Raw genomic sequence first — 26,614 nt, 5'->3', positions numbered from 1 at the left:
TCGCCTCTCGTGCCGACAGGCGTGCCGGGCCGTCACCCGGGACGCGGATCAGCGCAGGGGCCACGTGTGTGCCCACCGCTACGATGGATCCAGGTCCCCGGGAGGAGGTGCGTGATCATGGCGGCGACGCGGGAGCGGCCGCAGATGCGGGTGGAGGACTTCGAGGAAGTGTCCCGCCACGCGCCCGACACGGTCACTCTTGAGTTCCTGTACGGAAGGATCGGTGCCAAGCCCATGCCGGACGGTGACCACGGGCAGATCATCATGTGGCTCATCCGGCAGTGCATCCAGCAGCGCCCTGACCTCAACCTTTTCCCCGAGCAGGGGCTGGAAGTGGGGACGTACCGCAACGGCAGGGTGAAGCCGGACGGCGTGCTGGCTCCCGAGGAGCACTTCACCGGGCAGAGTGAGTACGGGACTCCGGACGGCGTCCTGATGACCGTCGAGATCACGTCCTGGGACCGGGACACCGATCAGCGCGACCGCGTCGAAAAGCCCCGTGCCTACGCCGAGTCGGGCATCCCGGTCTATCTCCTGGTGGATCGGGAGCACTGCACCCTGGTCCTGTACGCCACTCCGCGCAACGGCCGCTACAGCGACGTCCACACGGCTGACTTCGGCGACACTGTCGAGTTGCCGGGACTTGGCATCACCCTCAACACCGAGCGTCTCAAGAACTACGTTCGCTAGATAGGACGTCGGCGCCGACGCAGCTGCGTTGGACGCGCTGCAACTCCCGCGCCTGGCCGTGAGCGAGACGCTCACCGCGCTGTACGCCGAGGTACGGGACGCAACCGTTGAAGGGACACGCAGGCGCTCTGAAGATTGATCTTTAGTCCATCACAGGAATATTCCCGAGGTCGCATGGACAGTCCGTGCTGGTCCTCCCTACGGTCGTTGGCAGACGGCCCAACCAGGGCCAGACTCCGAGGGAGTTGGCAGATGGCGCTTACGCGGCTCACGGGCAGCGGACAGGGCGACTGCGGCAAGAAGGACTGCCCCAACGTGTACCGCGACGAGTCGGACGGCGGCTTCGTCGTCCAGGGCGAGTCCTCCCACGCGTTCGAGCCCCCGGCCGGTGAAGTACTGGTCAAGATCCCCGAAAGCGTGCTGAGGGAGGCGTTCCGTGCTCTTGGCTGGTGACGCCTGGGACGCGCAGTTCCGGGACTTCACGAAGGAAGCCTGGCGGCTCGAAACGCTGCCGCAGTACCTCGTCCCGCAGGAAGCCGAGGAGTTCTCCCGATTCCTCTCCGGTCAGCCGGTGGCAATTCCCGAAGGCGACGACGAGTGGTTCGAACTGATCCGCAAGCATCAGGAAACCGGCGGCAGTATCGGGCGAGTGCACATCGTCACGCGGCCGCTCTCGGACTACCTCCGGTTCGAGTTCGCGCAGTACTATGCCCCGCAGTTCGAAGCGGGCGAAGACATCCGCATCCTGGACGTGACAGACCGGCCCAACCCGCTGGCGGGCGTTCAGGACTTCTGGATGTTCGACAGGTCCACGGTCGTGCTCATGAACTATGAGTCGGACGGAACGCAGATCAATCGGGAGCTGTTCGAGGGCGACCCCGCGCCATTCGTGGAGTTCCAGCGAATCGCCCTCGCTGAGGCTGTGCCGTTCTCGGAGTATGTGAAATAGCTTGACGCTTGAACCCGCAGAGCTGGTTGCTCTGGCAGGCGTGTGGACGTGGAGGCGGCAGAACTGTGCTTGCTCTCGGCCTACTGGTACTGGTCGAACTCGCCTCTGTGGAGTGCGGAGAGGAACCCGGACCACGAGATGGAGGGGACGGTCAGGATCGGGTGTTGGGGGGTCTTGCTGTCACGTACGGGGATCAATCCCGGTATGGCGCGAGCTACGCCTCACCCGCTACGAACACGGCTACCAGGCCGAGGACTTCGGGCCAGGGATGCCGGCCACGCACTCGCCGACGGATGGTTCTCCCGTACTCCGTGACGCCGTGCTGCGGGCGGCCGCACTGCCGGGGAATACTGCTGTCCTCCCGGAACTGCTTGCCCTCACCGAATACCTCGGCCGCGCATTGACCACCGACCTCATCCAAGGCCCGCTGCTGGCCCTATCCGTAACGGGCAGGGAACGGGCCCCCTCGGCACCGCGCAGCCCGCCGATACCCGCCAGGGGCTCAGGCGAAGGCAGAGCGCGGGACCCTTCACCTACTCCGGCCCCGAAGTGTCCTAATTACTGTAAATTGGGCTGCTTCCAGCAAAGTCACAGGTTCACAGGTCGTCGAACTCGCCCTTGCTCATGCCGTCGGAGAAAGCCGCCCATTCACTTGGGGTGAAGAAGAGTATCGGTCCGTCGGGGTCCTTGCTGTCCCGTATGGCTCGGCCGCCGTCGGCGGTTCCGGCCACTTCCACGCAGTCTTGGTAGCCTCCCTGCGAAGCACTGGCTTTGCGGAACTCGGTAACAACCTCACGGGTCTTCAACACTGGTCTTCCTTGCTCTCCGGAATACTGTTGGCTGCGTCCTGGATGAACTCGATACTGCGATCTGGGGTTAGGGCGGCCGAGCGAAGCGCTTCAAAGATCCGGACATGCTTGACCACGTCGTCGGGGTCTTCCTGGATCACGGTGCTGGTCGCACTGTCGAAGGCGACGGCTTCCGGGGCGAGCTCGGGCCCGAAGCTGAACACCACAAAATGACTTGCAAGGTGGGCGGCTTTCCACTCGGCCAATGGGAGCACCTGGATGGTCACGTTCGACTGCTGTGCGACTTTGGCGATGTGCTCCAACTGTTCACGATGGACACGGGCCGAGGGCATGGGAGCTGTAAGCACCGGCTCCCAGATGACTGCCGCAAAGTGAGCACCGTTCCGGTTGACTGCCCTCCTGCGTTCCTCCTTGACCTTCACGAAGGCGTCCTCCGCTTGCGGCGTGTACGTCGTGACACTGGCGTGCCGAGTCAACGTCCGCAAATAGTCCGGAGTTTGCAGAAGCCCAGGAATGAAGAGGTTCTGCCACGTGCGGATATAGGATGCGTCGGACTCAAGGGAGACGAAGTCGGCGAACTCCCCCGGAAGCTGCGCATCATCCATCCACCACCCACGCTTGTTACTGTCCCGCGCCAGCTGCTCCAGATGCTTGGCCACCGCCAGGTCCGTCACCCCGTACAGCTCAAGCATCAGCCGAACGTCGCCCGGTTTCACGGTAACTTGGCCCGACTCGATGCGGCTGATCTTGGACTTGGATGCGGCGATCACCTCCGCCGCGTGGTCCTGGTCCAGCCGCGCCGCCTCTCGGTAGCGGCGCAACGTTGCCCCAAGTCGCCTGCTGCGCACCGTAGGTCGCCCACCAGCGGGCATGGCCCCCTCCTCACCGGACGTGTCCAGTCTCCTGCGCTGGTGACGCAACAGGCTAGCGGGTAAGCCCCAGGAAGCAAGATGCAACTTTGCATAGCCAAGCGTGTTGCATCGAAGTCCAGTTGAGGTCTAGCGTGAGTTGCGCCACACGGCGCCGTCACAGGTCGCGCAAGTGGCCATCGTTCCGTCTGCCTGCCCTGGGGGCCGTATGTCCGGACGCACGGCACAGCGCACGTTCCGATCCACCAGGTCCTCGATTTCCGGAGCGCGAAAACACACCGAGTCGATATGCCGCGCTTGGAAGGTCGGCACCGAGCTGACCGAGTCGGCGGTTCTGGTCGTCAGCGAGTTGGCGACGAACGCTGTTCTGCACGCCAAGGGAATCGGGGAGTTCTTCGAACTCCGCATTCGCCGCAGGCGCGGAGTCCTGGTTCTCGAAGTCACCGACTCGTCCTCTCAGGGCCCTCCTCAGCCGGGATACCCCTGCCCGGAGTTCGCGGACGAGTCCGCGTTCCCGCAGTACGACGCCGGGTTCGATGCCACCGATGCCAGCCGGTCCGGCCGAGGACTCCGCATCGTGGAGTACTTCGCGGACACGTGGGGGGTCAGGCAACGCGCGAACGGCCCCGGTAAGACCGTATGGGCTCACCTCGACACCACAAGGAGAAGGCCTTGAAGGAACGAGACGCATCCGCGACCGCATCACGTCTGCGCACCGTCGTGTCCGTACCGCACACGTCCGGATCCGACGGTGTCACAGTCCGGGGCTCCGCCGCCGACTGCCCTGCCTGCATCCGGTTCGCGGAAGCCGCGCGCGAAGCGCGTACGCGCGGCAACCGGCAGGTGGAGGCCCGTATCCGCGAGCAGTTCACGACGCACTGGACGACGTACCACCGCGTGAGGCAGTCATGACCCGCCCGCAGCCGGCCGCGCCGGAGTCCCACGGGCGGAGCCGGGTCCCGTGATCGTCGCTCCATACGGCAGGAAGGGGGCGGCGGTGCCGGGTGAGCTGTGTTGCTCACCCGGCACCGCCGGCCCTGCCCCGGCCCACCGGCAGCAATCTAGCAGGGCATCTCCTATTCAAGCGCTACAGCTGTGATCGCTTCCACCAGTGAAACCGCCATAGCCGCTGCGTTCTCCCGGAAGAACCCCAGACGAATGTAGAAGTCTTCTTCCGACACGAAGAGGTTTCCGATCGTGCTCAGCGCAGCATGAACTACATGGAGGGCCTCAATCGACCAACCACGCTGCTCATTTCCGTCGACCCGCCGATAGACCTCCTCCAGAAACTCTCTGGAGCAGCCAAGTCGCAGAGCCAGGGCATCGGATCCACCGCGGTCACCCATGAACAGCAGCACGGATCCGATGGCCGACCGCTGACGCTCTGTCAGCCTGACCGTATATGTACCGTCCTCACGGGAGACGGACAGCCTGGTCCTTATCGAAGGACATACCTCCCGCCTTTGATGAATGTGTCTCCTGAGATACGCGTCCTGAAGCGCCCTCCACACCCGTTACCCCGATAACGTGACGGCGCCGTCAGGTGTCGGATCGCTCAGTGGTAGCGGGCGGCCTGGCGGCGCCGGGAGGGCTCTGTCACGTCGGGTACCACCCCGGCCCCCGAGCCCGGAGTCTCGTTCCAGGTCCGGATCTTGGCCGCGACCCGCGCCAGACGTGTATCGCCAGGACGCACGGTGAGGTAGAACAGACCCTCGTAGGGGCGGCGGTCGTCGCCACCCCAGCGGACGACGCCTTCGGCGTCGGCGACGATGTCACGGATGCTCAGCTGCTGTGCCGTGGTGAAACCGCCCCGTACGCCAGGCGGGTAGAAGTCCGGACGGACGACGACGGCAGTGCCGGAAGCCTGGTTCGACTCCGGGAGCCGGCTGTCGCGGACGGCCGACGGTGCAACCCAGCCCTGGACCGGGTTCGGCTCGTCGTGCAGGCCGAGAGTGTCGACCTCGTAGTGGAAGCGGCGGATCACATGAACCAGGACCGTCGCGGGATATCCCATGCGCACGGAGACGTTCAGGCCGGTGCCCGCCACGTGACGGGTCACGATGTCACCGCCGTCGTCGGCGGCCTTCTGCATCTCCCATCCATTGGCGGACGGTCGGCCGGTGAGAAGCCGACGGCGCCGGGCCTCGACGCGGCGCAGTGCCTCCTTCAGTTCGTCGTCCCTGAGGGGCTGCGATGCGGCGACGGCCGGGGTGGACAGGAGTCCGGTGGAGGCGAGGCTTGCGGCGGCGACAACACCGGCCGCGGCGGTGAGAACGTGTCTGCGGGTTATGCCGGTGGGGCTCAACGGGTCAGCCTTTCTTCCGTGTTGTCGTGCGCTGTTTGTAATGGAAAACGACGGAGGTGACGGCGCAGAAGAACGCGAGCAGCAGCAGGAGAGCGACGGTTGGGTTGATGTAGCCGGGGATGGCGATGGAGTAGTCGTGGCTGTTCGATGTCTCGCACACGACACGCAGTGGGATGAAATCGCCTCTGATGCCGACCAGGGCCAGTGCTCCCGCAGGTTTCTGCCGCTCGCATCTGTGGGCCAGCTCCTGGTCCGCGAGGAAAAGGCTATGGAGGCACCCCCATAGGTAGACAGCGAGCGCGGCGGCGGCTGACAGCAGGGACAGGTCCCGGCATAGGCGGAAGGCTGTGTATTCCCGACGGGCCTCGCGGGTGAGCCGTGAGCACAGGTACCCGGCCAGGCTCAGCAGAGTTGCCGCCCCCGCGACCAGGACGGCGAGCATGGTGGCGAAGTCGTGCCCTCGCCACGGGTTGGATGCCGTGATCATGATCTGTCAGGACTCGCGAATGATGCGGTTGTACTTCTCGAAGATGGCGTAAAGAGGCATCCGCAGGTGCGCGTCAGCGACTGCTACTTCACCGAAGCCCTGGTAGCGGCGGAGGATCTCGAAGGTCTCGGTGTCGGTGTAGTCGAGTGCGGGGCGGCGTATGGGGGTCTCGGCATGGTCGCCCGCCTTGCCGTCGGCTGCCCAGATGTGCAGGTGCGGGACGGTGCTCAGATTGAACAGGTTGTCCTGGTTGAGCTTCTGCCACATCGCCCATCTGTCGCTGTCGGAGGTGGCATCGAGGATCTCGCCCTCCAGGAGCCCTGAATGGATCGAGTTGTTCCGCGACAGGATGCAAGTACGCCCCGACACCTTGGCGACACCGGTGCTGCTGTCGACCAACTTGGTAACGCCCGGCAGGTCCTTGCCCCAGTCGGGGATTTTGCCCGTGTGGTACATCACCACCCCCGCGTCCTCGACTACATCCTTGTAGCTGTAGTGGCAGAACTCCCAGAACGCCGACGTCTGGATGAGAGCTTTACGCATGCGGTATCTACGGGATGCCGAGGAGATGGCTGCGTCGGCGGTCATGATTGTTTCGAGGCACTGCTGTCGGGTGTAGACGTAGCCTATACCTCCGGGCCTGCCGATCGATGCCATGTACTCGTCGGCCTCCTTGAGCAGGGCGGCCCAGTAGTTCATGTTGAAGCCGATGTCGAGTTTCTGGGACGGCGCGGGGTAGAAGTCGCCCTGTCCTGTGTCTCGTTCAGAGGCAATATTGTTGTCGATCTCGATCTTGCTGTCACCGGAGCCGATCGTCTTGGTGACGATCTGGTCGAAGGCCCAGTTCTCCGGCATCGTGTAGCCGAGATTGCCGGAGAAGCCTGACGACATGTCGGAGACGAAACTGGTGTCTGCGTAACCTTCCGCGGAGATCCGGGAGCACGCGTTGCGCGGGCCATAGACCCCGATCTTGTAGGGGCTGCCCAGTTTGGTCATCTCGTCCCTGATACTCCGGAAGTACGGCAGGATATACGAGGTCACCTCGTCGTCCACCGCGTCGTAGTCAACCGCGAAGTAGATGCGCGAGCCTGGCTTGAAGCCGTGCTCCTCTGCCTTGAATGCCGCGTTCATACAGTCCGCGACACCTTGCGCGACACTGTAGTAGTCCACCGAGCGGGCCCACGTCTGATAGATCGGGAAGCAGCGCAGTCCGTACTGCTGGATGGTCTCAAGCTCTCCCGGCTGGATCTCCTTCTCCGGCAGGCTGGTGGTGGAGGGGTTGTACAGGTAGCGGCCGATGTACTTGTAGCCGGCGTCCTTGAGTGCCTGTGCGCGGGCGGGAGTTATTTTGGTGATGCCGTCACACGCCGCGCCTTGCCGGGTTTGGTCACCGTAGGAGACCAGCAGGGAAGACCATGTCGGGAAGTCGGCCTGCCCGTTGACGGTGAGGTTCATGAACGCCTGGAACGCAGTGACGCTGTCGGCCAGCGAGGGGGTGAACGATGCTGAGAAGGAAGCCGGTCGCTTATTGAGCACCATGGCTGCGGTGAACAGTTGCACCCACACCCCGGAGGAGCCGGTAGACAGTGTGTGACTCTTCAGGCCGGCCTGCGTTCCGGGGCCGAAAGCTCCGTTCGCGACGCCGTCGGCCATGCCCAGTTCGTACTGGATGGCAAAGAGCATCGACTTCGCGACGTCACGGGAGTGGTGGCCGTCGCAGGGGATGACGTAGTAGTCCTTGCGGAGGACGTACCGGCCGTTCAGCCACTGCTGGATGGAGCGGATCGTCTCCGAGCCGTTGTTGACGGAGACATAAGCGTCCATGTTGAACAGGCCCTTGACCACCTTGGGCCACAGGGAACTTCCGGGATAGGTACCGTCGACGCCCATGTTCTGGTTCAGCTTCGCCACCGCAGCCTTGACACGGGAGTTGTACGTCCCGTTGATGTCGCCGCCGTCGTAACCCTTGCAGTACAGGGCAGACTGGATGATCCGGCAGAAGTCCGCCGACGGGATGGTGGTCTCGTCGAGCTTTCCGTATTTCTCCGCGATCTTGGAAAGGGTAGTCGGACCGAAGCTGTTGGAGAGCTCTGGTATGCCCAGCTCGTACTGAAGGGCGCGGGTGAGGGTGTACATGGTGTTCCAGCTCGTCCTCCCATCTTCGGTCACTCTCATCCCGATCCGTGTCCCATAAACGGAGTTCACGAACTTCTGTGCACGTAGCACCATTTCGTCAGCCATAGCAATCCCCTGGTCATCGTCAGCTTGGGGTGGGCCTGTGAGGCGATCTTCGGAGTTTTCGTTTTCGGGGAGGACCTGCCCTTGGAGTCCGTGTCGCCGTCATATCAGGGGTTCCGTCGGATCGGGCAACCCAGAGCCGCCTTCACCAAAGCAGCGTGAAGGCGGCTCCTTCTGGATCCCGGATGAGCGAGAGAATGCTAGCGAGCCGCTTTTTCTGCTGCGAGAGCGCGATCGGCATTGGTCAGCAGGCTCTGCAAATCCTCCTGAACCATTTTGAGGTCGGGGCGATGAGCAGAGATCGCCTTTTTCTGGTAGTCGGCTTCAACAGAAGACCAGACACCGATGACGTTGTTCTGCTTCTTGCACTGCGCGTCCGCGACCGCGACCGACCTTTCGTCTTTTCCGGCAGCGCCATTGCTGGCTGCAAGGCCGCTCATGGCATCGATGGGAGTCTTGTAAGAGAATCCCTTGCCCTTCATGCAGCCGCTCCAGTCGGCAAAGACCTCTCGCACCCGGTCGTCGCGCCGGGCTTGGTCGCTGGCCTGGAAGATCAACCCGTCAGCCAGACCGCGCAGGCTAGCGTGCTGCCCGCGATAAATCTGACGACCGGCCTCCCCCACGCAACCACCGCTGGGGACAGCTTTGTTGTTGTATGTGCTCACGGCGCCAGTCCGTACCGCCGCATGCTGGGGCGCCTCAACCGCAGCTTGCGGCGTCACCCTCTGAACAGCAACCGGCGAGCGGTACCCAAAGGACTTGGCTTGGGCTTCGTCGGTGACGCCGTAGATCCTGCTATGCGTGTCCGCAAAATCGCTGCGGGGGTTCGGGCTGTAAGTTATGGCGAAACCCTGCAGGCAGCGGGCAGTCAGGGCGTCGACAGCATTGTTCACCTTTCTCTGGTCGGCGTCAGACAGCCGGTAATTTTCTAAAGGAAAGGTGAATCCATTCAGGGTTGCCCGGTAGGGCATACCAGCCTGGTCGGATTTGCTCGCAGCTGCCGACGATGACTGCGCGATGGAGTACCCGGAGGCTCCGAGCGCTATCGCCGCAATGGCACCACCGATAACCACATACTTAACCGTCTTCACCGGACACCTCGTCTCTTAGTAGTACCACTCGTGGGAGCTGAGAGCGTTCTTGATCCCTGGCGGAAGTTCAGACCACCTGTCGAAGTGGTCGCAACCTTCACCGCACTGGCCGCGCTTGTTGATATCGAAATGCCAGCCCGAGTTGCCCTTGTACTGCCATCCCCGCCAGTACATGCTGCTGTTATTGTTGATGACGGAGGCTACGTTGTTATCGATAGGATCCCCGGTGCCGGCGAACGTGTAGCCGGCATAGTCCTGCAGCCACCCATTGTCGTCGAACAGGCCTCCCTGCCAGGATCTGTTCTCGTACAGGCACACCTCCCCAGACTCACATCTGCCGTCCTTGTCGCTGGCATGCGCCGGAATCTGGAATGCCGTAAACAAGGCAACGGCCGCCGCGCCGACTGCCGCCGTCCTGACTGCACGATTCATTCGCGTGAATACCATCTCGGTCCCCTTTCCCCTTATCTGTAGTCGTCGGGATGACGACTCATGAATGCCTGAAGCCGGGATACGGTGGATTCAATAAGAGGCCTATTCTTCTCCAGCTGAGGTGCGGACCTCTGCGGAATCTTCTTTTGGAGATCTTCGAGCAGCGCTATGGGTTCTTTGAAATGGTCCGCCCCCTTGGAGCTGGCCTTCATAGCCAGGAGGAAGGCGTCAAAGGCCCCTAAGGTGTCCGTCAGATACTGGGCGCAGTGGCTGGGGGTGCAGCCGCCCACGCTTTGCGCTTGGACCCGGGCCCATGCATCGCGGACCTTCATGGCGCTGGCCGAAGGCGCTGCATCGTTGCCTTCCGGCTGCGAGTGGCACGCCGCCAGGGCTGCGGCCAGAATCACGGCAAGCGCGGTACAGCGAAACCGTGCGACACCTAAGCCCGTCATGATCCCTCGATGCCCATGTGCAAGTACACCAACTTGGTTGATGTGTGGGAAAGTTGATGCTTGACGGCATGGACGGTAGCCCTGGAGTGGCAGTGCCGCAAGTGCTTTCGTTGGCCACGGATACGCAAGATCCAGCCAGTGAGGGTTTTCAGGGTGACCCCCGGCGAGTGATGGCGGGACCGTAGGCAACGCACAGGGCTCCCGTGCCGTTAAGGGAAGTGTCTGGGTCTCAACTCTCCCTCGTAGGGGCCCTGTTGGTCCCGTATCCTGCCGCACTCGACCTGCCGCACGCACCCGTGAGGGTGGTCGCCGCTGCAAACTCCGGCCGTCGGAGCGTGCGGTGATCGCTTTGGCATGCCTGCGTCGGCACGATCCCATGGCTCAACTCGCCGCGGGTTTCCGTATCTCCGTCGGCACCGCCCACGCGTACGTCACCACCGTCGTCGAGCACCTGGCCGACAAGGCACCGGGTCTGCTGAAGGTCCTATGCGAGACAGACCCTGAGTACGTTCTCGTGGACGGCACGCTCGCGGAGTGCGACCGGGTCGACGACGGGCACGCGGACTATTCGACGAAGCACAAGCGGCACGGCGTGAACGTGCAGGTCGTCACGGATCCGGCCGGTCGCACGCTGTGGCTCTCACCCGCCCTGCCCGGTCGAACGCACGGCCTGACCGCCGCCCGCACCCACAAGATCATCAGGATCTGCGAGCGCCAGGGCGTCCCCATCCTCGCCGACATGGCCTACACCGGCGCGGGCGAGTGGGTCACCACCCCCAAACGCCGGCCGCCCCAGGGCAAACTCACCCAAGGCGTCGAGAGGTGCGCGAGCGGATGCGGGACGGAACGCTTCGCGGGCTACGAGGCGCTTCTGGTGCCGCATCCGCCGCCGGGGTGCGGCCCCGGTACCGTGCCCCCATGCAAACCCACCTCCCCCAACTCCTCGACTTCCTCTCCTTCAGCGCCCGCCTCCGCGACGTCACCCGCCACAACAACGCCACCCCCGACCGCAAGGAGAGCGTCGCCGAGCACTCCTGGCACCTGGCTCTCACCGTCTGGGTCCTGCACCGGGAGTTCGAGCGTGAATGCGGGCACGTGCTCGATCTGGAGCGGATGGTGAAGATGTGTCTCGTGCACGATCTCGCGGAGATCGAGGCCGGCGACCCCTCGGCGTGGGTCACGCGGAACGACGCGGGCCGGAGCGAGGAGAAGGCCCGTAAGGAGCAGGAGATCGCCGAGCGTCGCTTCGGGGCGCTGCCCGGTCCGCTCGGGGATGAACTCCTCGCCGTGTGGCGGGAGTACGAGGACGGGGTCACCCCCGAAGCCCGCCTCGTGCGCGGTGTCGACCGGCTCAATCCCGCGCTCATGCGGTATCTCACCGGCCAGGGCTGGCAGGACGTCGGCGCCGACGCCGCCGCGCTGGACGCGCTGCAACTCCCGCGCCTGGCCGTGAGCGAGACGCTCACCGCGCTGTACACCGAGGTACGGGACGCCGCCGTACGGCAAGGGCTGCTCCCCGCCGCCCCCTGAGCGGTACCCCCGAAAGGCGGGTCACGCTGCCGTCAGCAGGCGGCACACCGTCTCGATGTCCACCCGCACTTGCGCGATCGACGCCCTCCCGGACAGCCAGGTGATCAGTGCCGAGTGCCAGGTGTGCTCGATGACGCGGATCGCGGAGAGCTGTTCGGGGGTGGGGCGGGTGGGGAGGCGCATGGCGTCGAGGATGATGGCTGTCGTCAGTCTCGACACCGCGTCGACCTCCGAGCTCACCGAGCGGTCGGCGAAGGTGAGGGCGCGGACCATCGCGTCGGCGAGGTGCGGTTCGCGCTGCATCGCGCGAAAGGCCCGCATCAGGGTCTGGGAGACCCGCGCGGCGGGATCGGCCTCGGTGGGCGGGCGTTTGCGCAGGGTGTCGTGGAGGTGCTGGAGCTGGTCGTGCATGGTGGCGACCAGCAGGTGCACTTTGGAGGGGAAGTAGCGGTAGAGCGTGCCGAGGGCCACCTCGGCCGATTCCGCGACCTCGCGCATCTGTACCGCGTCGAAGCCGCCCCGGCTCGCGAGCCGGGCCGTGGCGTGCAGGATGCGGCTGCGGCGCGCGGCCTGACGCTCGGTCAAGGGCTGTGGTGCCGCCTTCGGTTCTGCGGTCATTCGTCCCACTTCGGTGCGTTGCGTCGACTGGTGTCCCAGGGACGGCGGGGGTCCCGGGGGTGGCAGGTGTCCCAGGGGCTGCGGGAGTCCCCCGGGAGCGGCAGGTACGGGTCCCGGGGACGGCGGGAGTCCCGGGAGGCAGGGCGGGAGGTACGTACGTCCGGCAGCGCTCACCGTGCATCATGGCAGGGCACGGCACCCCCGCGCATCCGGTGAAACCTGTTTCAACTTCATCGGTCGGCCCGTGGCCCCGTCCACCCCGGTATCTTCGGGACTTGTCGGGCGTCCCCGAGCAAGTCACCGGCCGATCCCCTGTGGAACTTGTTCCAGCTGAACGCGAGGGTTACGCTCCCGCTGAACTTCAGGGAGAAGGGGGCCGTGAGTGACCGCTGAGACCGCCGAGATCGTCGGGCCCGGTCCGTACCGAGCGGCGGCACCCCGCCCCGACACCGGCCCGGACACCGGCCCCGACGCCGACAGCCTCCGCGCCGGCCCCGACGCCGACCGCCCCCTGCGCATCGCGCTCCTGACGTACAAGGGCAATCCGTTCTGCGGCGGGCAGGGCGTGTACGTACGCCACCTCGCCCGCGAACTCGCCGCGCTCGGGCACTCCGTGGAGGTCATCGGCGCCCAGCCGTACCCCGTCCTGGACGACCCCGACCCCGCCGCGCCCGGCGGCGTCCGGCTCACCGAGCTGCCCAGCCTCGACCTGTACCGGCAGCCCGACCCCTTCCGCACCCCCCGCCGCGAGGAGTTCCGCGACTGGATCGACGCGCTGGAGGTGTCCACGATGTGGACCGGCGGCTTCCCCGAGCCGCTGACCTTCTCGCTGCGCGCCCGCCGGCATCTCGCCGCCCGCCGGGGGGAGTTCGACGTCGTCCACGACAACCAGACCCTCGGCTACGGCCTCCTCGGCGGCCCCGAGGCGCTCGGCGCGCCCCTGGTCACCACGATCCACCACCCCGTCACCGTCGACCGCAAGCTCGACCTCGACGCGGCCGCCGACTGGAAACGCCGGGCCTCCGTGCGCCGTTGGTACGGCTTCACCCGCATGCAGAAACGTGTCGCCCGGCGGCTGCCGAGCGTCCTCACGGTCTCCGGCTCCTCCCGTCAGGAGATCGTCACGCACCTCGGGGTCGACCCGCGGCGCGTGCACGTGGTGCCGATAGGCGCCGACACCGAACTGTTCTCCCCCGACCCCGCCGTCGCGGAGGTCCCCGGCCGTATCGTCACCACCTCCAGCGCGGACGTCCCCCTCAAGGGGCTCGTGCACCTCGTGGAGGCCCTGGCCGTCGTCCGCGCCCGGCACCCCCACGCGCACCTGGTCGTCGTCGGCAAACGGCCCGGCTCCGGGCCCGTCGCCACCGCGATCCGCCGCTGCGGGCTCGACGGCGCCGTCGAGTTCGTCAAGGGCATCAGCGACGCCGAACTCGCCGGCCTGGTGCGCTCCGCGCAGATCGCCTGCGTGCCCTCGCTGTACGAGGGCTTCTCGCTGCCCGCCGCCGAGGCCATGGCCACCGGGACCCCGCTGCTGGCCACCACCGGCGGCGCCATCCCCGAGGTCGCCGGACCCGACGGCGAGACCTGCCTGGCCGTACCGCCCGGCGACCCCGGAGCGCTCGCCTCCGGGCTCGAACGGCTCCTGGCCAACGAGCACTTGCGGCAGCGGCTCGGCGCGGCGGGCCGCGAACGCGTTCTCGCCCGCTTCACCTGGCGCCGGGCGGCCATCGGCACGGCCGAGCACTACCGCGCGGCCATCACCGCGGCGCGCCGCGCGCCCACCCGCGTCTGACGCCCGCCCAGCCGCACGAACGAAAGCCCGCCCCGCCCGCCCCGCCAAGCGAAAGCAGAGCCCGTGCTGACCGTCGACTTCTCCCGCTTCCCGCTCGCCGCAGGCGACCGCGTCCTCGACCTGGGCTGCGGCGCGGGCCGGCACGCCTTCGAGTGCTACCGGCGCGGCGCGAAGGTCGTGGCCCTGGACCGCGACGGCGAGGAGATCCGCGAGGTCGCCAAGTGGTTCGCCGCCATGAAGGAGGCCGGGGAGGCCCCCGAGGGCGCGAGCGCCGTCGCCATGGAGGGCGACGCCCTCGCGCTGCCGTTCCCCGACGACAGCTTCGACGTCGTCATCATCTCCGAGGTCATGGAGCACATACCCGACGACAAGGGCGTACTCGCCGAAATGGTGCGCGTGCTGCGGCCCGGCGGCCGGATCGCCGTGACCGTGCCCCGCTACGGCCCCGAGAAGGTGTGCTGGGCCCTGTCGGACGCCTACCACGAGGTCGAGGGCGGCCACATCCGCATCTACCGGGGCGAGGAACTCCTGGAGCGGATGCGCGAGGCCGGCCTGCGCCCGTACGGCACCCACCACGCGCACGCCCTGCACAGCCCCTACTGGTGGCTCAAGTGCGCCTTCGGCGTCGACAACGACAAGGCGCTCCCCGTCCGCGCCTACCACAAGCTGCTGGTCTGGGACATCATGCGCAAGCCCCGGGCCACCCGCCTCGCCGAACAGGCGCTCAACCCGCTGATCGGCAAAAGCTTCGTCGCCTACGCCACCAAGCCGCACCCGCGCGAGGAGCCGCGCCCGGCCGCCCCCGCGAAGCGCGCCCGCGCCCCCCGGAAGGCCCGGGCGTGACGCCTCCCCCCTGCGGCCCCCACAGCCGCATCGAACGCCTCGCGCTGCCCGGAGTCCTCACCACCGCCCAGGTGACCCGTACGGTCGCCGGGATCGCCGCACTCCAGCGCCCCGACGGCGCCATACCCTGGTTCCGGGGCCACCACCTCGACCCCTGGGACCACGTCGAGGCCGCCATGGCCCTGGACACCGCCGGCGAGCACGCCCGCGCCGAGGCCGCCTACCGCTGGCTCGCCGAGCACCAGAACCCCGACGGCTCCTGGTACGCCGCCTACGCCGACGGCGACGCGCACGCCCCCACCGACCGGGGCCGGGAGACCAACTTCACCGCCTACGTCGCCGTCGGCGTCTGGCACCACTACCTCTCCACCGGCGACGACGCCTTCCTCGACCGCATGTGGCCCACCGTGCGCGCCGCGATCGAGTTCGTCCTGCGACTCCAGCGGCCCGGCGGGCAGATCGGCTGGAAACGAGAGGCCGAGGAGGACGGCGGGGCCGCCGTGGCCGACGCGCTGCTCACCGGCTGCTCCTCGATCCACCAGGCGCTGCGCTGCGGACTGGCGATCGCCGAGCACCGCGAGGAGCCGCAGCCCGGCTGGGAACTGGCCACCGGCCGGCTCGCGCACGCCATACGCCACCACCCCGAGCGGTTCCTCGACAAGAGCCGCTACTCCATGGACTGGTACTACCCGGTGCTCGGCGGCGCCCTCACCGGCGCCGCAGCCAAGGAACGCATCGAGGAGGGCTGGGACGCCTTCGTCGTCCCCGGCCTCGGCGTGCGCTGCGTCCTGCCCAACCCCTGGGTCACCGGCGGCGAGAGCTGCGAACTCGCCCTCGCGCTGTGGGTGATGGGCGAGTCCGACCGGGCCGTCGCGATCCTGCGCTGGATCCAGCGCCTGCGCGCCGAGGACGGGCTGTACTGGACCGGCTACGTCTTCGACGACGACGCGCTGTGGCCGGAGGAGCGCACCAGCTGGACCGCCGGCTCGCTGCTGCTCGCGGCCGCCGCCCTCGGCGGCGACGAGGCCACCACCACCGTCTTCGGCGGTGAACTCCTGCCCGCCGGGCTGGAACCCGGGCCGTCGGACGCGTCCGCCTGCTGTCACGGGCTGCCCGTGGACGGGCTGCGCTGACGGACTGAGCTGACGGGCAGTGCTGACGGGTGGTGCTGAGGGTCGGCGGGTACGGACGCGGGCGCGCCGCGTGCCGTCTCCGTGTGCCGGGCGCGCGACCCGGCACGTACGCGCGCGCCACGCGACCATCCGTACGGGCGAATCCGGATGCGGACGGGCCCGCCAGCGGTGACCCTGGCGGGGAGCCCGCGTTCCGCGCCCGGGCTGTGGAGCCCGACCGGCCCTTGGAGGTCACCGTGTCCCAGCGCGCCCGAGTGCGTCAGCACAGCCGCAGCCGTTCCGCCGCCCGCGTCCGCCGTGCCGCCGTGGCCCTGCCGCTGGTGTGCGGGCTGCTGCTGACCGGTACGGCCTGCGGCGGCAAGGAGAAGAAGAACAACGCGGGCGCGGGCGCCGAGGCGACGCCCACGAACTCGGCGGAGCGGCAGAAGTTCGCCAAGACCCGGTTCGTGGCCAACGCCGGGCTCGCGTCGGGCGCCGCCTACCAGTGGATCATCAAGCCGTACCGCAACGGCGCGTTCAAGAAGGGCGCCAACGGCCGTACCAGCGCGCTGATCAAGGCGGGGCTCGCCGGCACGTTCTCGTACAACCGCTTCAAGGCGGCCATCAACAACGCCAAGGGCGACCCCACCCTCGCCAAGGCCGTCGCCCCCCTCACCTCCGGCGTCGACTCGCTCAAGGGGCTGACCACCAAGTTCCGCAAGGGCGAGGCGGGCGACAGCGACGCCAACTCCTTCGACAAGGTCATCGGCAGTGTGAAGGACGCCGGCAAGAGCGCGGGCGCGCCCGTCACGGACCAGGTGCCCTCCTACTCCGACATCCAGAAGGGCTGACGGGCCGTCCAGAAGGGCTGACGGGCGGAAGGGCCGAATCCGCCCACCCGGCAAGGGTGTTGTCGGTGCCCGCGCCTACAGTGGGGCCATGACCGCCTTTACGCATGAGCGTTACTGTTCGGAGATCGTCGCCCAGACCGCCCTGGTGCGGGAGGCGCTGCGCGGCGCGGATCTCTCCGCCGCCGTGCCCACGTGCCCCGAGTGGACCCTCGCGGAGCTGCTGAACCACATCGGCCAGGCCCACCGGGGCGCCGAGGAGATCGTGCGGACGCGTGCCGCCGAGTACGACATCGCCAAGATCCGCGAGTCGGTCGAGATGCCCGAGGGGGACGACCTCGCCGCCTACGACGCGTGGCTCGCGGAGGGCGCCGAGACGCTGGCCCGCACCCTGCGCGAGGCGGGGCCGGACACCCCCGTGTGGACCTTCGCCGGGCCGGGCGACGCCGCGTTCTGGGCCCGCCGCATGGCCCACGAGACGGTGATCCACCGCGCGGACGTCGCGCTGGCCACGGGCGCCGCGTTCGGCATCGACGACCCCGCGCTGGCCGTCGACTGCTTCGACGAGTGGCTGGCGATCGTCTCCAGCCCCGTGGCCCTGGCGTTCAAGCCGCAGCTCAAGGAGGTGCTGGGGCAGGGGCACACGATCCATGTCCACGCCACGGACGCCGCCCCCGAACTGGAGGCGGAGTGGGTCATCGACCTCACCGGAGAGACGATCGCCTGGCGTCGGGCCCACGAGAAGTCCTCGGTGGCGGTACGGGGGCCCCTCACGGATGTGCTTCTGGTCCTCTACCGGCGCCGTTCGCCGTCCGGCGAGGGCATCGAGGTGACCGGCGACCGTGCGGTGCTGGAGGGGTGGCTGGAGCGGGCGAGCTTCTGAGCGAGCTTCTGAGCGGGCGCGGGCCGTTGCCGGGTGCGGGTGGGAGTTGCCTGCCATCGGTCGCGGCTGCGCCGCTCGTCCTCAATCGCCGGACGGGCTTGATTGTGCGGCCGAGCCGCGAATTCAAGCCCGCTGGGGGCACCCCCTCTGGGGGAGTTTGAGGACCGGGGGTCTGGGGGCGGAGCCCCCAGTTTCGGGAAGGGGCGGGTAGGGGAAAAACCCGCCGGGCGGCCGCACTCCCCGATGCCCACCCCCACCGCAGGTGAGAGCATTTCCGGTATGGCCGACATAACCGCCCGGCGCCACCCGCACCGCCTCGCCCACCTCCTCGCCCCCGCCCTGCTCGTACTCGTCACCGCCTGCGGCGGCACAGGCGGCACAGGCGGCGGCGGCCACGCCAGTGGTAAGCCCCGGGCCACCGGAGTCGGCGACCCCCTGTTCCCGAAGCTGGGCGACGCCGGGTATCACGTCCGGCACTACGGCCTCACCCTCGACTACGAGCCCGAGGGCAACCACCTGCGCGGTACCGCCGCGATCAGCGCCCGCGCCGCGCAGGATCTCGGCTCGGTCACGTTCGACTTCAAGGGGCTGAAGGTGCGCAGCGCCACCGTCGACGGACAGCCCGCCCGTACTTCCCGTGCCGGCGACAAGCTGACGGTGACGCCGCGCTCGTCCGTCGGCAAGGGGAGCGACTTCGAGACGGTCGTCGTCTACGACGGCGTTCCCAAGGACGTCACCGACGCGGACGGCGAGTCGACCGAGGGCTGGGTCGAGACCGACGACGGCGCGGTCGCGCTCGGCGAGCCCACCGGCTCGATGACCTGGTTCCCCGGCAACCACCACCCGTCCGACAAGGCCACCTACGACGTCACGGTGACCGTGCCCGCCGACTACACGGCCGTGGCCAACGGGGAGCTCAAGCGCAAGGACGTCCACGGCGGGAGGGCCACGTTCGCCTGGCACAACCCGGAGCCGATGGCCAGCTATCTGGCGTCCGTCGCGATCTCCCCGTTCAAGGTGACCGAGACCAGGGCCGACGGTCTGCCCGTGTATCTGGCGGTGCACCCCGAGGAGACCGAGGCCGGTGCCCGGCTGGAGAAGCTGCTGCCCGAGGTCCTCGCGTGGGAGAGCGGGATGTTCGGCCCGTACCCCTTCTCCTCCGCCGGGGCCGTGCTGGACCACAACGCCTATATCGACTACGCGCTGGAGACCCAGACCAAGCCGTACTTCGACTCGGCGCCGTCCGACAAGCTCGTGGTGCACGAGCTGGCGCACCAGTGGTTCGGTGACTCGGTCACGCCGCGCACCTGGAAGGACATGTGGCTCAACGAGAGCTTCGCGCAGTACGCGGAGTGGATGTGGGAGGAGGCCCACGGCGGCCGCGGTGTGCAGCAGATCTTCGACGACCATTACGACGGCAAGGACCCCGAGAGCAAGGGCATTTGGGACTTCCCGCCCGGTGATCCGACCCCGGTGACGATCTCCGACTCGCCGGTGTACGGGCGCGGCGCGATGGTGCTGCACAAGGTGCGGCAGACCGTCGGTGACGCGACGTTCTTCGACATCGTGCGGACCTGGACGTCCGAGCACCGCTACGGCAACGTCGACACCGCCGAGTTCGTCGCGCTGTGCGAGAAGAAGTCCGGCAAGGACCTCGGCGAGCTCTTCCGGACCTGGCTGTACACGCAGGGCAGGCCCGCCGCACCCTGAACGGCCCGCTCAGGCGGGCGCGTTGAGCTCGGCGAGTGCCCGCAGGGTCGCCGGGTCCGGGGCGGTGACCAGCAGATCGGTGACGGGGCCCGCGCGCCACAGCGCGAGTCGGCGGGCGAGCCGGGCCCGGGGGCCGACGAGGGAGATCTCGTCGGCGAACTCCTCCGGTACCGCCGCGACGGCCTCGTCCCGCCGCCCGGCGGCGAACAACTCCCGCACCCGCTCCGCCGCTTCGGGAAACCCCATGCGGGCCATGAGGCGGGCGTGGAAGTCGGCCTTCGGGTGGCCCATGCCGCCGACGTAGAAGCCGAGCATCGCCCGGACCGGGCGCAGGCCCGCGGCGACGTCCTCGCACAGCCGCGCCTGAGCGAGCGGCGCCACCAGGAAGCCCTCGCGGGCCCCGGCGAGCGCGGGCGCGTACAGGTCCGTACGGGTCGGCGACCAGTACAACGGCAGCCAGCCGTCGGCGATCCGGACGGTCTGCGCGATGTTGCGCGGGCCCTCGGCGCCGAGCAGGACGGGGATGTCCGCGCGCAGCGGGTGGGTGATGGGCTTGAGCGCTCTGCCCAGTCCCCGTGCCCCGGGGCCCCGGTAGGGCAGCGGGCAGTAGCGGCCGTCGAGCCGTACCGGGCCCTCGCGGCGCAGCACTTGGCGGACGACGGCCACGTACTCGCGGGTCGCGGTCAGCGGGCTGTCGGGGAAGGGGCGCCCGTACCAGCCCTCCACGACCTGCGGCCCCGACAGGCCCAGGCCCAGCAGCAGCCGGCCGCCGCTGAGGTGGTCGAGGGTCAGCGCGTGCATGGCCGTCGCGGTGGGGGTGCGGGCGGCCATCTGCGCGACCGCCGTGCCGAGGCGGATCCGCTCGGTGTGCGCGGCGATCCACGTCAGCGTCGTGAACGCGTCGGAGCCCCAGGACTCGGCCGTCCACACCGAGTCGTAGCCCAGCCGCTCCGCGGCGCGGACGAGGGGCAGGTGCCGGGGGTCGGGGCCGCGCCCCCAGTAGCCGAGCGCGAGGCCGAGTCGCATGACACCCTCCTCTGACGAGGCGTCAGATTCGAGGGGGTGACTCTACGGGCGCCGGGTGCCCCGCACAAGGCCGCCCGCCGGCACCAAAGACGACGACGGCCCGCCGGGGAGTACCCCGGCGGCCCGTCACCGACGAACCGCGCGCCTCAGCCGCGCTGAATGCCCGTCGTGTCGTGCAGCACACCGCGCCGCCCGTCCTGCGTCTGCGCGACGAGCGCCTGACCGCGCTGGTCCACCGCCAGGTACCAGGTGCCCGGCGTCAGCTCGGCGACCTGCGCCTGCGAGCCGTCCTCCGCGTAGATCGGGCGGGTCACCGGCACCGCGAACCAGAACGGCGCGAAGGCCGCCTGCGCGCCCGGTCCCGGCTGCGCCGCCTGGGCCGGCTGCTGCGGCTCCTGCTGCTGCGCGCCGGTGGCCGGGCCCGCGTCCGGCTGCGCCTGGTAGGGCTGCTGCGCGCCGTACGGGGCGGCGGCACCCGGGTTCGGGTAGCCGTAGCCCTGCATCTGGCCCGTGCCCCCGTACGCGGGCGCCGGCTGCGCCGGGGCGCCCAGCAGCGGGGCCTTGAGGGCCGGGGTGCGCGGGGCGAGCAGCGCCGTCGCCGCGATCACCAGGTTCGCGAGGAGCCCCAGGATCTGGCCCAGGCCCGGGGAGACGCCCTCCGAGCCGCCCGCGATCGTCCACAGCGAGGACCAGGCCGCGAACACGCCGAGCGCGGTGCCCCACTGGTCCAGGCTCAGGCCCACGAGCTTGCGGCCCTCCGGCTGGAAGCGCGACGCGACGATCAGCGCGGCCGCGATGATCCCGGCCAGGAAGATCGACGGCAGGACCGGGAAGAGACCGGACTTCCAGCCGTTGGGCTCCGCCGGGCAGATCGAGAGCGAGGAGCGCCCGTTGCACTCGTAGGAGTAGAAATTGAGCAGCGAGGCGATGAACAGCAACACCGCTGCTCCGATCACCACGCCGTCGCCTCTCGTGAGGGAGCGGATGTTCACCTGAAGTCCTTCGTCAGTCTCGATCGACAACCGGTCGGTGACCCTATCGCCTGAGCCGCCGGGGCGTCTTCTTCGTGTCGTCCCCGTGACAGCGCCGTGGCCTGCTGTTACTCCGGGGACCTCCATCGAGGGGGCGGATGTCAGTCGAGGAGGAAAGCGGCGATGCCGTCGGCGATCCCCTGCGCCGCCTTCTGCCGCCATGCCGGATCGGTCAGCAACGCCGCGTCCCGCGCGTCGCGCATATTGCCGCACTCCAGGAAAACCTTGGGAACGGCCGAGAGATTCAGGCCGCCGAGATCACCGCGCACGTCCAGGCCCGTGCCCGCGCCGATGTAGTTCGACGGGGACGTGCCCGTCGCCGCCGCGAAGCCGCTCACCAGACGCGTCCCCAGCTCCCGCGAGGGGCCGACGATCGACGCGGTGTCCGCCTTCCCGGCCCTGACCGGTGCGGGCAGGATCACATGGAAGCCCCGGTCCCCGGCCGCCGCCCCGTCCGCGTGCACCGAGACCGCCGCGTCCGCGTGCGCCCGGTTGCCGATCTCCGCCCGCTCGTCCACGCACGGCCCGTACGGGCGCTCCCCGTCGTGGGTCAGCGTCACCGTCGCGCCCATGCCCTCCAGCAGCGCCCGCGCGCGATGTGCCACGTCGAGACTGAACGCGGCCTCCGCGTAGCCCGCGTTCGTGGACGTGCCCGTCGTGTCGCACTCCTTGCGGCCGTTGCCCACGTCGACCTGGCGGTCGATCTCGGCGGGGTGCTCCTGGTTGTGGATGTTGTGGCCGGGGTCGAGGACGACGACCTTGCCCCTGAGCCGCTCCCCGGCCGCCGGGCCCTTGCCCGTGTCGGTGGACGAGGCGGCGGGCGCGGGGCTGGACGCGGGGGCGCCCGCCCGCGTTTCGGCCGGCGGCGGCGGATCCGTGGGGTGCGCGGGCTGCGGGGCGAGCGAGGCGCGCGGCCCCGGCGCGGGGGAGTCCGCGACCGGGGCCGCCGCCACCGGGCGGCCGCTGCCGTGCCGGTTGCTCGCGTCCCACAGCAGCCAGCCCGCGAAACCCGCCGCCAGCAGGGCCGCCACGACGACGAGAGCGGTGCTCGCGGAACGGGGTATGCGCGGCAGGCCGCCGCGGGAGAAGCTGCCTCGGTCCATCCGGCGATGCTAACGCCGCGCACGCCGCCGCCTGCAGGGCGCGAGGAAGTAGCGGTGTGCGTGGGGCACTTGGGGTCTACGCGGCGCGCTGCAGTACGCGCAGCGAGCGCGTGACCGAGCGCTCCGTGAACACCCCGGACGCCAGTGCCGTGCGGTACATCCGGTACGGGGCCTGCCCGCCGTCCGCCGGGTCGGGGAACACGTCGTGGATCACCAGCAGTCCGCCCGGCGCGAGGTGCGGGGCCCAGCCCTCGTAGTCCGCGGCCGCGTGCTCGTCCGTGTGGCCGCCGTCGACGAACACCAGGCCCAGCGGCTTCCCCCACACCGCCGCCACCCGCGGCGAGCGGCCCACGACGGCGATGACGTGGTCCTCCAGACCCGCCGCGTGCAGGGTGCGGCGGAACGTGGGGAGGGTGTCCATCCGGCCCACCGCGCCGTCCACGAGCGAGGCGTCGTGGTACTCCCAGCCCGGCTGCTGCTCCTCGCTGCCCCGGTGGTGGTCCACGGTCACCGCCACCGTGCCCGCCTCCCGCGCGGCGGCGGCCAGCAGGATCGTCGACCGCCCGCAGTACGTGCCGACTTCGAGCAGCGGCAGGCCGAGCGCGGCCGCCTCCTCGGCGGCGGAGTACAGGGCGAGCCCTTCGTCGACGGGCATGAAGCCTTTCGCCGCTTCGAAGGCGGCGAGGATCTCGGGTTTGGGAGGCACTGGATTCCTTTCGGGAGAGGCAGGGGCTCGACCCCTGGTGACACAAGCCGTCCGGCTACAGCCAGCCGTTCTGCCGCGCGGCGCGCACCGCTTCCATGCGGTTGCGGGTCTGTGTCTTGCCTATGGCCGCCGACAGGTAGTTGCGGACCGTCGCCGGGGAGAGGTGGACGCGGGCCGCGATGTCGGCGACGGTCGTGCCGTCCGACGCCGCCGTCAGGACGTCGCGTTCGCGCGGGGTCAGCGGATTGGGGCCCGCGCTCAGGGCGGCCGCCGCGAGGGCCGGGTCGATGACGCGCTCCCCGGCCAGTACGCGCCGTACCGCCGCCGCGAGCTCCTCCACCGGGCCGTCCTTGACCAGGAAACCGGACGCGCCCGCCTCCATCGCCCGGCGCAGATAGCCGGGCCGGCCGAAGGTCGTCAGGATCAGCACCCGGCACTCCGGCAGCCGCTCCCGCAGCTCGGCGGCCGCGTCGAGCCCGCTGCGGCCCGGCAGTTCGATGTCGAGCAGGGCCACGTCGGGCCGGGCCGCGAGCGCGGCCGGCACGATCTCCTCGCCGGTGCCGACCTGCGCCACGATCTCGATGTCCTCCTCCAGGCCCAGCAGCAGCGCGAGCGCGCCCCGCATCATGCCCTGGTCCTCGGCGAGGAGGATCCTGATGACCTCGGTCACGCGGCCCCGCCCTTCCCGGTTCCGCTCGCCACGAGCGTCCTGCCCGCCGCCGCGCCGGAGCCCTCGCGGCCCGGCTCCTCCGGCCCGTCCACCGGGAGTTCGGCCAGGAGCCGGAAGCCGCGCCGCCCGTCGGGCCCGTGGCGCAGGGAGCCGCCGGCCGCCGCGAGCCGCTCGGTGAGCCCCTTCAGACCGTTGCCGCCCGCGCCGCCCCGGTCGCCGCCGTCCGCGGTGGCCGGGCCCCGCCCGTCGTCGGTGATCTCCAGCCGCACCGTGTCCGGTGTGCCGCGCACGTCGATGGCGCAGCGCGCCGCCCCGCTGTGCCGCACCACATTGGTGACGCCCTCGCGCACCACCCAGCCCAGCAGGGCGGCGGTCTGCGGGGGCAGCGGAGGGCCGGAGCGCCGGATGTCGGCGGTGATGCCGGAGGCGTCCAACAGGGAGCGGGCGCCGTCGAGTTCGGCGCCGAGGCTGCCCTCGCGGTAGCTGGTGACCGTCTCGCGTATCTCGGTGAGGGCCTGGCGGCCCACCGCCTCGATGTCGGCCGCGTGCCCGGCGGCCGCCTCCGCGTCACGCGGGGCGAGCCGGCGCACCGCCTCCGCCTTCACCACGATCAGGGACATGGTGTGGCCCAGCAGGTCGTGCAGATCGCGGGAGAAACGCAGCCGCTCCCGCTCGACCGCGGTGCGCGCCAACTCCTCGCGGGTGGCCCGCAGTTCGGCCACGGTCTCGGTGAGCCGCAGGATCGCGGCGGTGACCATGCCGGACATCAGCGTCCCGTAGCCGATGGAGGTGGCGCTCTCGATCCCGTGCCCGGTCTGCGCGCTGACGAAGCCCGCCGCGCCCGAGAGGGCGAGCACCGCGAAGCCCAGGGGCCGCTGGCCGCGCAGCACGATGCCGGTGGCGAGCGAGAGCACGGGGAAGCACAGGATCCAGTCGCCGCTGTAGCCGATGTTCAGCGCGAACGTGACCGCCGCCAGGCACCCCACCAGGACGCGCGGCAGCGCGGTGCCCAGCCGGGCCCTGTCCAGCCCGGCCAGCAGCGTCGCCCCGTACAGCCCGGCGAAGGCGACGGCGCCCAGCCAGCCCAGCCACGGCAGCGGCATCCTGCCCTCGGCCAGGTCCTGCACATCGCCGGACAGCATGAACAAGAAGGGCAGGAAAGCGAGTTTGCCGGGCGGTTTGTCCAGTTGCGCCCGTCCGGAATCCTGTGTCCGCCCGGCGTCGTGTGCCCGTCCGGCGTCCCCCTCGGCTTCTTTCATGCCTCGATCCTAAGGACGCCCCGGCGGCCGGGGCAGTCGCGGATGTCAGCAGTGGTCCGTGACATTTGTCCCGAACGCCATGAGCCGTCGCCCTGGACCGACGCGGCCTTCCCACCCCCGCACCGATCGGCTATACAGGTACGGGCCAGCGGCTGGAACGTGTTCTACCGATACCGAAGCCCACGCCGAAGGAGCCCCGATGCCCATCGACGCCGCCCAGGCCCTCTCCGCCGCGCCCCGCACCACCACGATCGCCTGGGGGCCCAAGGACGTTCAGCTCTATCACCTCGGCATCGGCGCGGGCACCCCGGCCACCGACCCCGGCGAGCTGCGCTACGTCCTGGAGGACCGGCTGCGCGTCCTGCCCGGCTTCGCGACCGTCGCCGGCGGCACCATGGCCCTCGCGGGCGGGCTGTCCGCCCCCGGCATCGACGTCGACCTGGCCGCCGTACTGCACGGCAGCCAGCGCGTCGAGGCGCACCGGCCGCTGCCCGTCCAGGGCTCCGCCACCCAGACCTCCCGCGTCACCGCCGTCCACGACAAGGGCAAGGCCGCGCTGATCGTGCTGCGCTCCGACGTCGCGGACGCCGACGGGCCGCTGTGGACGAGCGAGAGCGGCATCTACGTCAGGGGCGAGGGCGGATTCGGCGGCCCCCGGGGCGACTCCGCCCGCATCCAACTCCCCGACGAGAAACCCGACATCGACGTCGAGCGGCCCGTCCGCGAGGACCAGGCACTGCTCTACCGCCTCAACGGCGACTACAACCCCCTGCACTGCGACCCCGAGTTCGCGCGCCGCGCCGGCTTCGAGCGGCCCATCCTGCACGGGCTGTGCTCGTACGGCATCACCCTCAAGGCCGTCGTCGACACCGCGCTCGACGGCGACGTCACCCGCGTCCGCTCGTACAGCGCCCGCTTCGCCGGAGTCGTCCACCCCGGCGAGACCCTGCGGGTGAGGATCTGGCGCGAGCGCCCGGAACCGGGCAGTCTGCAAGTGTCCGTCACCGCCGTGGAGCGCGGGGACGCGCCCGTCCTGACGGACACGGCCGTCGCGCTCGCCTGACGCGCGGCAGCGGCCGTGCGCCCGCGGACCGTACCCGCCCCGCGCCCCCGCCGCGCCCAGGACCGCCGGCCCGGCGCCGGCCGGTGGAAAGAGTCCGT

General features: G+C 69.3%; 29 protein-coding genes and 1 pseudogene. 13 read left to right on the top strand and 17 right to left on the bottom strand.

Features of this window, described 5'->3' with window-relative positions:
* The first annotated feature begins 117 nt into the window (after positions 1–117).
* The 3 genes from ACFP1Z_RS07475 to ACFP1Z_RS07465 all read left to right on the top strand — a co-directional run bounded on the left by ACFP1Z_RS07475 (position 118) and on the right by ACFP1Z_RS07465 (position 1,639).
* Positions 118–690, top strand: coding sequence for a Uma2 family endonuclease (locus ACFP1Z_RS07475; protein ID WP_390315118.1), 573 nt, complete (start codon positions 118–120; stop codon positions 688–690).
* Positions 691–942: 252 nt separating this feature from the next.
* Positions 943–1,143, top strand: coding sequence for a hypothetical protein (locus ACFP1Z_RS07470; protein WP_390315117.1), 201 nt, complete (start codon positions 943–945; stop codon positions 1,141–1,143).
* Positions 1,127–1,639, top strand: a complete 513-nt coding sequence (locus ACFP1Z_RS07465; protein ID WP_390315116.1) for a DUF6879 family protein — start codon at positions 1,127–1,129, stop codon at positions 1,637–1,639. The genes ACFP1Z_RS07470 and ACFP1Z_RS07465 overlap by 17 nt, the downstream gene beginning before the upstream one ends.
* Positions 1,640–1,719: 80 nt before the next feature.
* Here the strand turns inward: ACFP1Z_RS07465 and ACFP1Z_RS07460 are convergent, their stop codons facing one another.
* From ACFP1Z_RS07460 to ACFP1Z_RS07450, 3 genes are all read right to left on the bottom strand, one after another.
* The gene (locus tag ACFP1Z_RS07460; RefSeq protein ID WP_390315115.1) at positions 1,720–1,836 is read right to left on the bottom strand and encodes a DUF397 domain-containing protein; all 117 of its coding nucleotides are present in this window, start codon (positions 1,834–1,836) and stop codon (positions 1,720–1,722) included.
* 399 nt (positions 1,837–2,235) lie between these two features.
* Entirely contained in the window at positions 2,236–2,445 is a 210-nt protein-coding gene (locus ACFP1Z_RS07455; RefSeq protein WP_390315114.1) for a DUF397 domain-containing protein, read from the bottom strand.
* The gene (locus ACFP1Z_RS07450) at positions 2,442–3,320 is read right to left on the bottom strand and encodes a helix-turn-helix domain-containing protein (RefSeq protein ID WP_390315113.1); all 879 of its coding nucleotides are present in this window, start codon (positions 3,318–3,320) and stop codon (positions 2,442–2,444) included. Before ACFP1Z_RS07450 ends, ACFP1Z_RS07455 begins: the two co-directional genes overlap by 4 nt.
* A 205-nt stretch (positions 3,321–3,525) precedes the next feature.
* Between ACFP1Z_RS07450 and ACFP1Z_RS07445 the strand changes: the two genes are divergently transcribed.
* Positions 3,526–3,993, top strand: a complete 468-nt coding sequence (locus ACFP1Z_RS07445; RefSeq protein ID WP_390315112.1) for an ATP-binding protein — start codon at positions 3,526–3,528, stop codon at positions 3,991–3,993.
* A gap of 400 nt (positions 3,994–4,393) precedes the next feature.
* On the opposite strand, the gene ACFP1Z_RS07440 is transcribed toward ACFP1Z_RS07445, so the two are convergent.
* The 7 genes from ACFP1Z_RS07440 to ACFP1Z_RS07410 all read right to left on the bottom strand — a co-directional run bounded on the left by ACFP1Z_RS07440 (position 4,394) and on the right by ACFP1Z_RS07410 (position 10,277).
* On the bottom strand, positions 4,394–4,675 hold the full coding sequence (locus ACFP1Z_RS07440) for a hypothetical protein (RefSeq protein WP_390315111.1): 282 nt from the start codon (positions 4,673–4,675) through the stop codon (positions 4,394–4,396).
* 197 nt (positions 4,676–4,872) lie between these two features.
* Positions 4,873–5,622 carry a hypothetical protein gene (locus ACFP1Z_RS07435; RefSeq protein WP_390315110.1) on the bottom strand — a complete coding sequence of 250 codons (750 nt, stop codon included), beginning with the start codon at positions 5,620–5,622 and terminating at the stop codon, positions 4,873–4,875.
* Positions 5,623–5,626: 4 nt separating this feature from the next.
* Positions 5,627–6,109 carry a hypothetical protein gene (locus tag ACFP1Z_RS07430; protein ID WP_390315109.1) on the bottom strand — a complete coding sequence of 161 codons (483 nt, stop codon included), beginning with the start codon at positions 6,107–6,109 and terminating at the stop codon, positions 5,627–5,629.
* A 6-nt stretch (positions 6,110–6,115) separates the two neighbouring features.
* Positions 6,116–8,350, bottom strand: a complete 2,235-nt coding sequence (locus ACFP1Z_RS07425) for a glycoside hydrolase domain-containing protein (RefSeq protein ID WP_390315108.1) — start codon at positions 8,348–8,350, stop codon at positions 6,116–6,118.
* Between the two features lie 197 nt (positions 8,351–8,547).
* Complete coding sequence (locus ACFP1Z_RS07420) at positions 8,548–9,438, bottom strand: hypothetical protein (protein ID WP_390315107.1); 891 nt, start codon at positions 9,436–9,438, stop codon at positions 8,548–8,550.
* A gap of 15 nt (positions 9,439–9,453) precedes the next feature.
* Complete coding sequence (locus ACFP1Z_RS07415; RefSeq protein WP_390315106.1) at positions 9,454–9,885, bottom strand: peptidase inhibitor family I36 protein; 432 nt, start codon at positions 9,883–9,885, stop codon at positions 9,454–9,456.
* Between the two features lie 17 nt (positions 9,886–9,902).
* Positions 9,903–10,277, bottom strand: coding sequence for a hypothetical protein (locus ACFP1Z_RS07410; RefSeq protein WP_390315105.1), 375 nt, complete (start codon positions 10,275–10,277; stop codon positions 9,903–9,905).
* Between the two features lie 299 nt (positions 10,278–10,576).
* Between ACFP1Z_RS07410 and ACFP1Z_RS07405 the strand changes: the two are divergent.
* Together ACFP1Z_RS07405 and ACFP1Z_RS07400 are read left to right on the top strand one after the other, a co-directional pair.
* Positions 10,577–11,130, top strand: a pseudogene (locus tag ACFP1Z_RS07405) (transposase); the annotation flags it as partial.
* 110 nt (positions 11,131–11,240) lie between these two features.
* Entirely contained in the window at positions 11,241–11,852 is a 612-nt protein-coding gene (locus ACFP1Z_RS07400) for an HD domain-containing protein (protein WP_390315104.1), read from the top strand.
* Between the two features lie 21 nt (positions 11,853–11,873).
* Here ACFP1Z_RS07400 and ACFP1Z_RS07395 read toward each other — a convergent pair whose 3' ends face one another.
* On the bottom strand, positions 11,874–12,470 hold the full coding sequence (locus tag ACFP1Z_RS07395) for a TetR family transcriptional regulator (RefSeq protein WP_390315103.1): 597 nt from the start codon (positions 12,468–12,470) through the stop codon (positions 11,874–11,876).
* Positions 12,471–12,852: 382 nt separating this feature from the next.
* Between ACFP1Z_RS07395 and ACFP1Z_RS07390 the strand changes: the two genes are divergently transcribed.
* From ACFP1Z_RS07390 to ACFP1Z_RS07365, 6 genes are all read left to right on the top strand, one after another.
* Positions 12,853–14,262 (top strand): glycosyltransferase family 4 protein, encoded by a 1,410-nt coding sequence (locus ACFP1Z_RS07390; RefSeq protein ID WP_390315102.1) that lies wholly within the window; start codon positions 12,853–12,855, stop codon positions 14,260–14,262.
* A 63-nt stretch (positions 14,263–14,325) separates the two neighbouring features.
* Positions 14,326–15,105 carry a class I SAM-dependent methyltransferase gene (locus ACFP1Z_RS07385; protein WP_390315101.1) on the top strand — a complete coding sequence of 260 codons (780 nt, stop codon included), beginning with the start codon at positions 14,326–14,328 and terminating at the stop codon, positions 15,103–15,105.
* Positions 15,102–16,238 (top strand): prenyltransferase/squalene oxidase repeat-containing protein, encoded by a 1,137-nt coding sequence (locus tag ACFP1Z_RS07380; protein ID WP_390315100.1) that lies wholly within the window; start codon positions 15,102–15,104, stop codon positions 16,236–16,238. The genes ACFP1Z_RS07385 and ACFP1Z_RS07380 overlap by 4 nt, the downstream gene beginning before the upstream one ends.
* Before the next feature lie 236 nt (positions 16,239–16,474).
* Positions 16,475–17,068, top strand: coding sequence for a hypothetical protein (locus ACFP1Z_RS07375; protein ID WP_390315099.1), 594 nt, complete (start codon positions 16,475–16,477; stop codon positions 17,066–17,068).
* Positions 17,069–17,156: 88 nt separating this feature from the next.
* The gene (locus ACFP1Z_RS07370) at positions 17,157–17,948 is read left to right on the top strand and encodes a maleylpyruvate isomerase N-terminal domain-containing protein (protein WP_390315098.1); all 792 of its coding nucleotides are present in this window, start codon (positions 17,157–17,159) and stop codon (positions 17,946–17,948) included.
* Between the two features lie 279 nt (positions 17,949–18,227).
* Positions 18,228–19,658: a M1 family metallopeptidase gene (locus ACFP1Z_RS07365; RefSeq protein ID WP_390315097.1), complete on the top strand. Its 1,431-nt coding sequence runs from the start codon at positions 18,228–18,230 to the stop codon at positions 19,656–19,658.
* Between the two features lie 9 nt (positions 19,659–19,667).
* Here ACFP1Z_RS07365 and ACFP1Z_RS07360 read toward each other — a convergent pair whose 3' ends face one another.
* The 6 genes from ACFP1Z_RS07360 to ACFP1Z_RS07335 form a co-directional block, all read right to left on the bottom strand.
* Positions 19,668–20,684 (bottom strand): LLM class F420-dependent oxidoreductase, encoded by a 1,017-nt coding sequence (locus ACFP1Z_RS07360; RefSeq protein ID WP_390315096.1) that lies wholly within the window; start codon positions 20,682–20,684, stop codon positions 19,668–19,670.
* 146 nt (positions 20,685–20,830) lie between these two features.
* Positions 20,831–21,676 (bottom strand): hypothetical protein, encoded by an 846-nt coding sequence (locus tag ACFP1Z_RS07355; protein WP_390315095.1) that lies wholly within the window; start codon positions 21,674–21,676, stop codon positions 20,831–20,833.
* A gap of 140 nt (positions 21,677–21,816) precedes the next feature.
* Positions 21,817–22,818, bottom strand: coding sequence for an N-acetylmuramoyl-L-alanine amidase (locus ACFP1Z_RS07350; protein ID WP_390315094.1), 1,002 nt, complete (start codon positions 22,816–22,818; stop codon positions 21,817–21,819).
* Between the two features lie 76 nt (positions 22,819–22,894).
* Entirely contained in the window at positions 22,895–23,473 is a 579-nt protein-coding gene (locus ACFP1Z_RS07345; protein ID WP_390315523.1) for a class I SAM-dependent methyltransferase, read from the bottom strand.
* 106 nt (positions 23,474–23,579) lie between these two features.
* The gene (locus tag ACFP1Z_RS07340) at positions 23,580–24,194 is read right to left on the bottom strand and encodes a response regulator transcription factor (protein WP_390315093.1); all 615 of its coding nucleotides are present in this window, start codon (positions 24,192–24,194) and stop codon (positions 23,580–23,582) included.
* On the bottom strand, positions 24,191–25,453 hold the full coding sequence (locus ACFP1Z_RS07335; RefSeq protein ID WP_390315092.1) for a sensor histidine kinase: 1,263 nt from the start codon (positions 25,451–25,453) through the stop codon (positions 24,191–24,193). The genes ACFP1Z_RS07340 and ACFP1Z_RS07335 overlap by 4 nt, the downstream gene beginning before the upstream one ends.
* Positions 25,454–25,652: 199 nt before the next feature.
* Between ACFP1Z_RS07335 and ACFP1Z_RS07330 the strand changes: the two genes are divergently transcribed.
* The gene (locus ACFP1Z_RS07330; protein WP_390315091.1) at positions 25,653–26,516 is read left to right on the top strand and encodes a MaoC/PaaZ C-terminal domain-containing protein; all 864 of its coding nucleotides are present in this window, start codon (positions 25,653–25,655) and stop codon (positions 26,514–26,516) included.
* Positions 26,517–26,614 lie beyond the last annotated feature (98 nt).

Source organism: Streptomyces gamaensis (assembly GCF_042656465.1).
Lineage (GTDB): Bacteria > Actinomycetota > Actinomycetes > Streptomycetales > Streptomycetaceae > Streptomyces > Streptomyces gamaensis.
This window is presented reverse-complemented; position numbering and strand designations above follow the sequence as displayed.

Excerpts from the sequence above, each read along its gene's own strand:
- ACFP1Z_RS07475 (WP_390315118.1), top strand. The coding sequence starts at position 118 with ATGGCGGCGACGCGGGAGCGGCCGCAGATGCGGGTGGAGGACTTCGAG.
- ACFP1Z_RS07470 (WP_390315117.1), top strand. The coding sequence starts at position 943 with ATGGCGCTTACGCGGCTCACGGGCAGCGGACAGGGCGACTGCGGCAAG.
- ACFP1Z_RS07450 (WP_390315113.1), bottom strand. The coding sequence starts at position 3,320 with ATGCCCGCTGGTGGGCGACCTACGGTGCGCAGCAGGCGACTTGGGGCA.
- ACFP1Z_RS07445 (WP_390315112.1), top strand. The coding sequence starts at position 3,526 with ATGTCCGGACGCACGGCACAGCGCACGTTCCGATCCACCAGGTCCTCG.
- ACFP1Z_RS07430 (WP_390315109.1), bottom strand. The coding sequence starts at position 6,109 with ATGATCACGGCATCCAACCCGTGGCGAGGGCACGACTTCGCCACCATG.
- ACFP1Z_RS07425 (WP_390315108.1), bottom strand. The coding sequence starts at position 8,350 with ATGGCTGACGAAATGGTGCTACGTGCACAGAAGTTCGTGAACTCCGTT.
- ACFP1Z_RS07415 (WP_390315106.1), bottom strand. The coding sequence starts at position 9,885 with ATGGTATTCACGCGAATGAATCGTGCAGTCAGGACGGCGGCAGTCGGC.
- ACFP1Z_RS07400 (WP_390315104.1), top strand. The coding sequence starts at position 11,241 with ATGCAAACCCACCTCCCCCAACTCCTCGACTTCCTCTCCTTCAGCGCC.
- ACFP1Z_RS07395 (WP_390315103.1), bottom strand. The coding sequence starts at position 12,470 with ATGACCGCAGAACCGAAGGCGGCACCACAGCCCTTGACCGAGCGTCAG.
- ACFP1Z_RS07370 (WP_390315098.1), top strand. The coding sequence starts at position 17,157 with ATGACCGCCTTTACGCATGAGCGTTACTGTTCGGAGATCGTCGCCCAG.
- ACFP1Z_RS07365 (WP_390315097.1), top strand. The coding sequence starts at position 18,228 with ATGGCCGACATAACCGCCCGGCGCCACCCGCACCGCCTCGCCCACCTC.
- ACFP1Z_RS07360 (WP_390315096.1), bottom strand. The coding sequence starts at position 20,684 with ATGCGACTCGGCCTCGCGCTCGGCTACTGGGGGCGCGGCCCCGACCCC.
- ACFP1Z_RS07350 (WP_390315094.1), bottom strand. The coding sequence starts at position 22,818 with ATGGACCGAGGCAGCTTCTCCCGCGGCGGCCTGCCGCGCATACCCCGT.
- ACFP1Z_RS07345 (WP_390315523.1), bottom strand. The coding sequence starts at position 23,473 with ATGCCCGTCGACGAAGGGCTCGCCCTGTACTCCGCCGCCGAGGAGGCG.
- ACFP1Z_RS07335 (WP_390315092.1), bottom strand. The coding sequence starts at position 25,453 with ATGAAAGAAGCCGAGGGGGACGCCGGACGGGCACACGACGCCGGGCGG.
- ACFP1Z_RS07330 (WP_390315091.1), top strand. The coding sequence starts at position 25,653 with ATGCCCATCGACGCCGCCCAGGCCCTCTCCGCCGCGCCCCGCACCACC.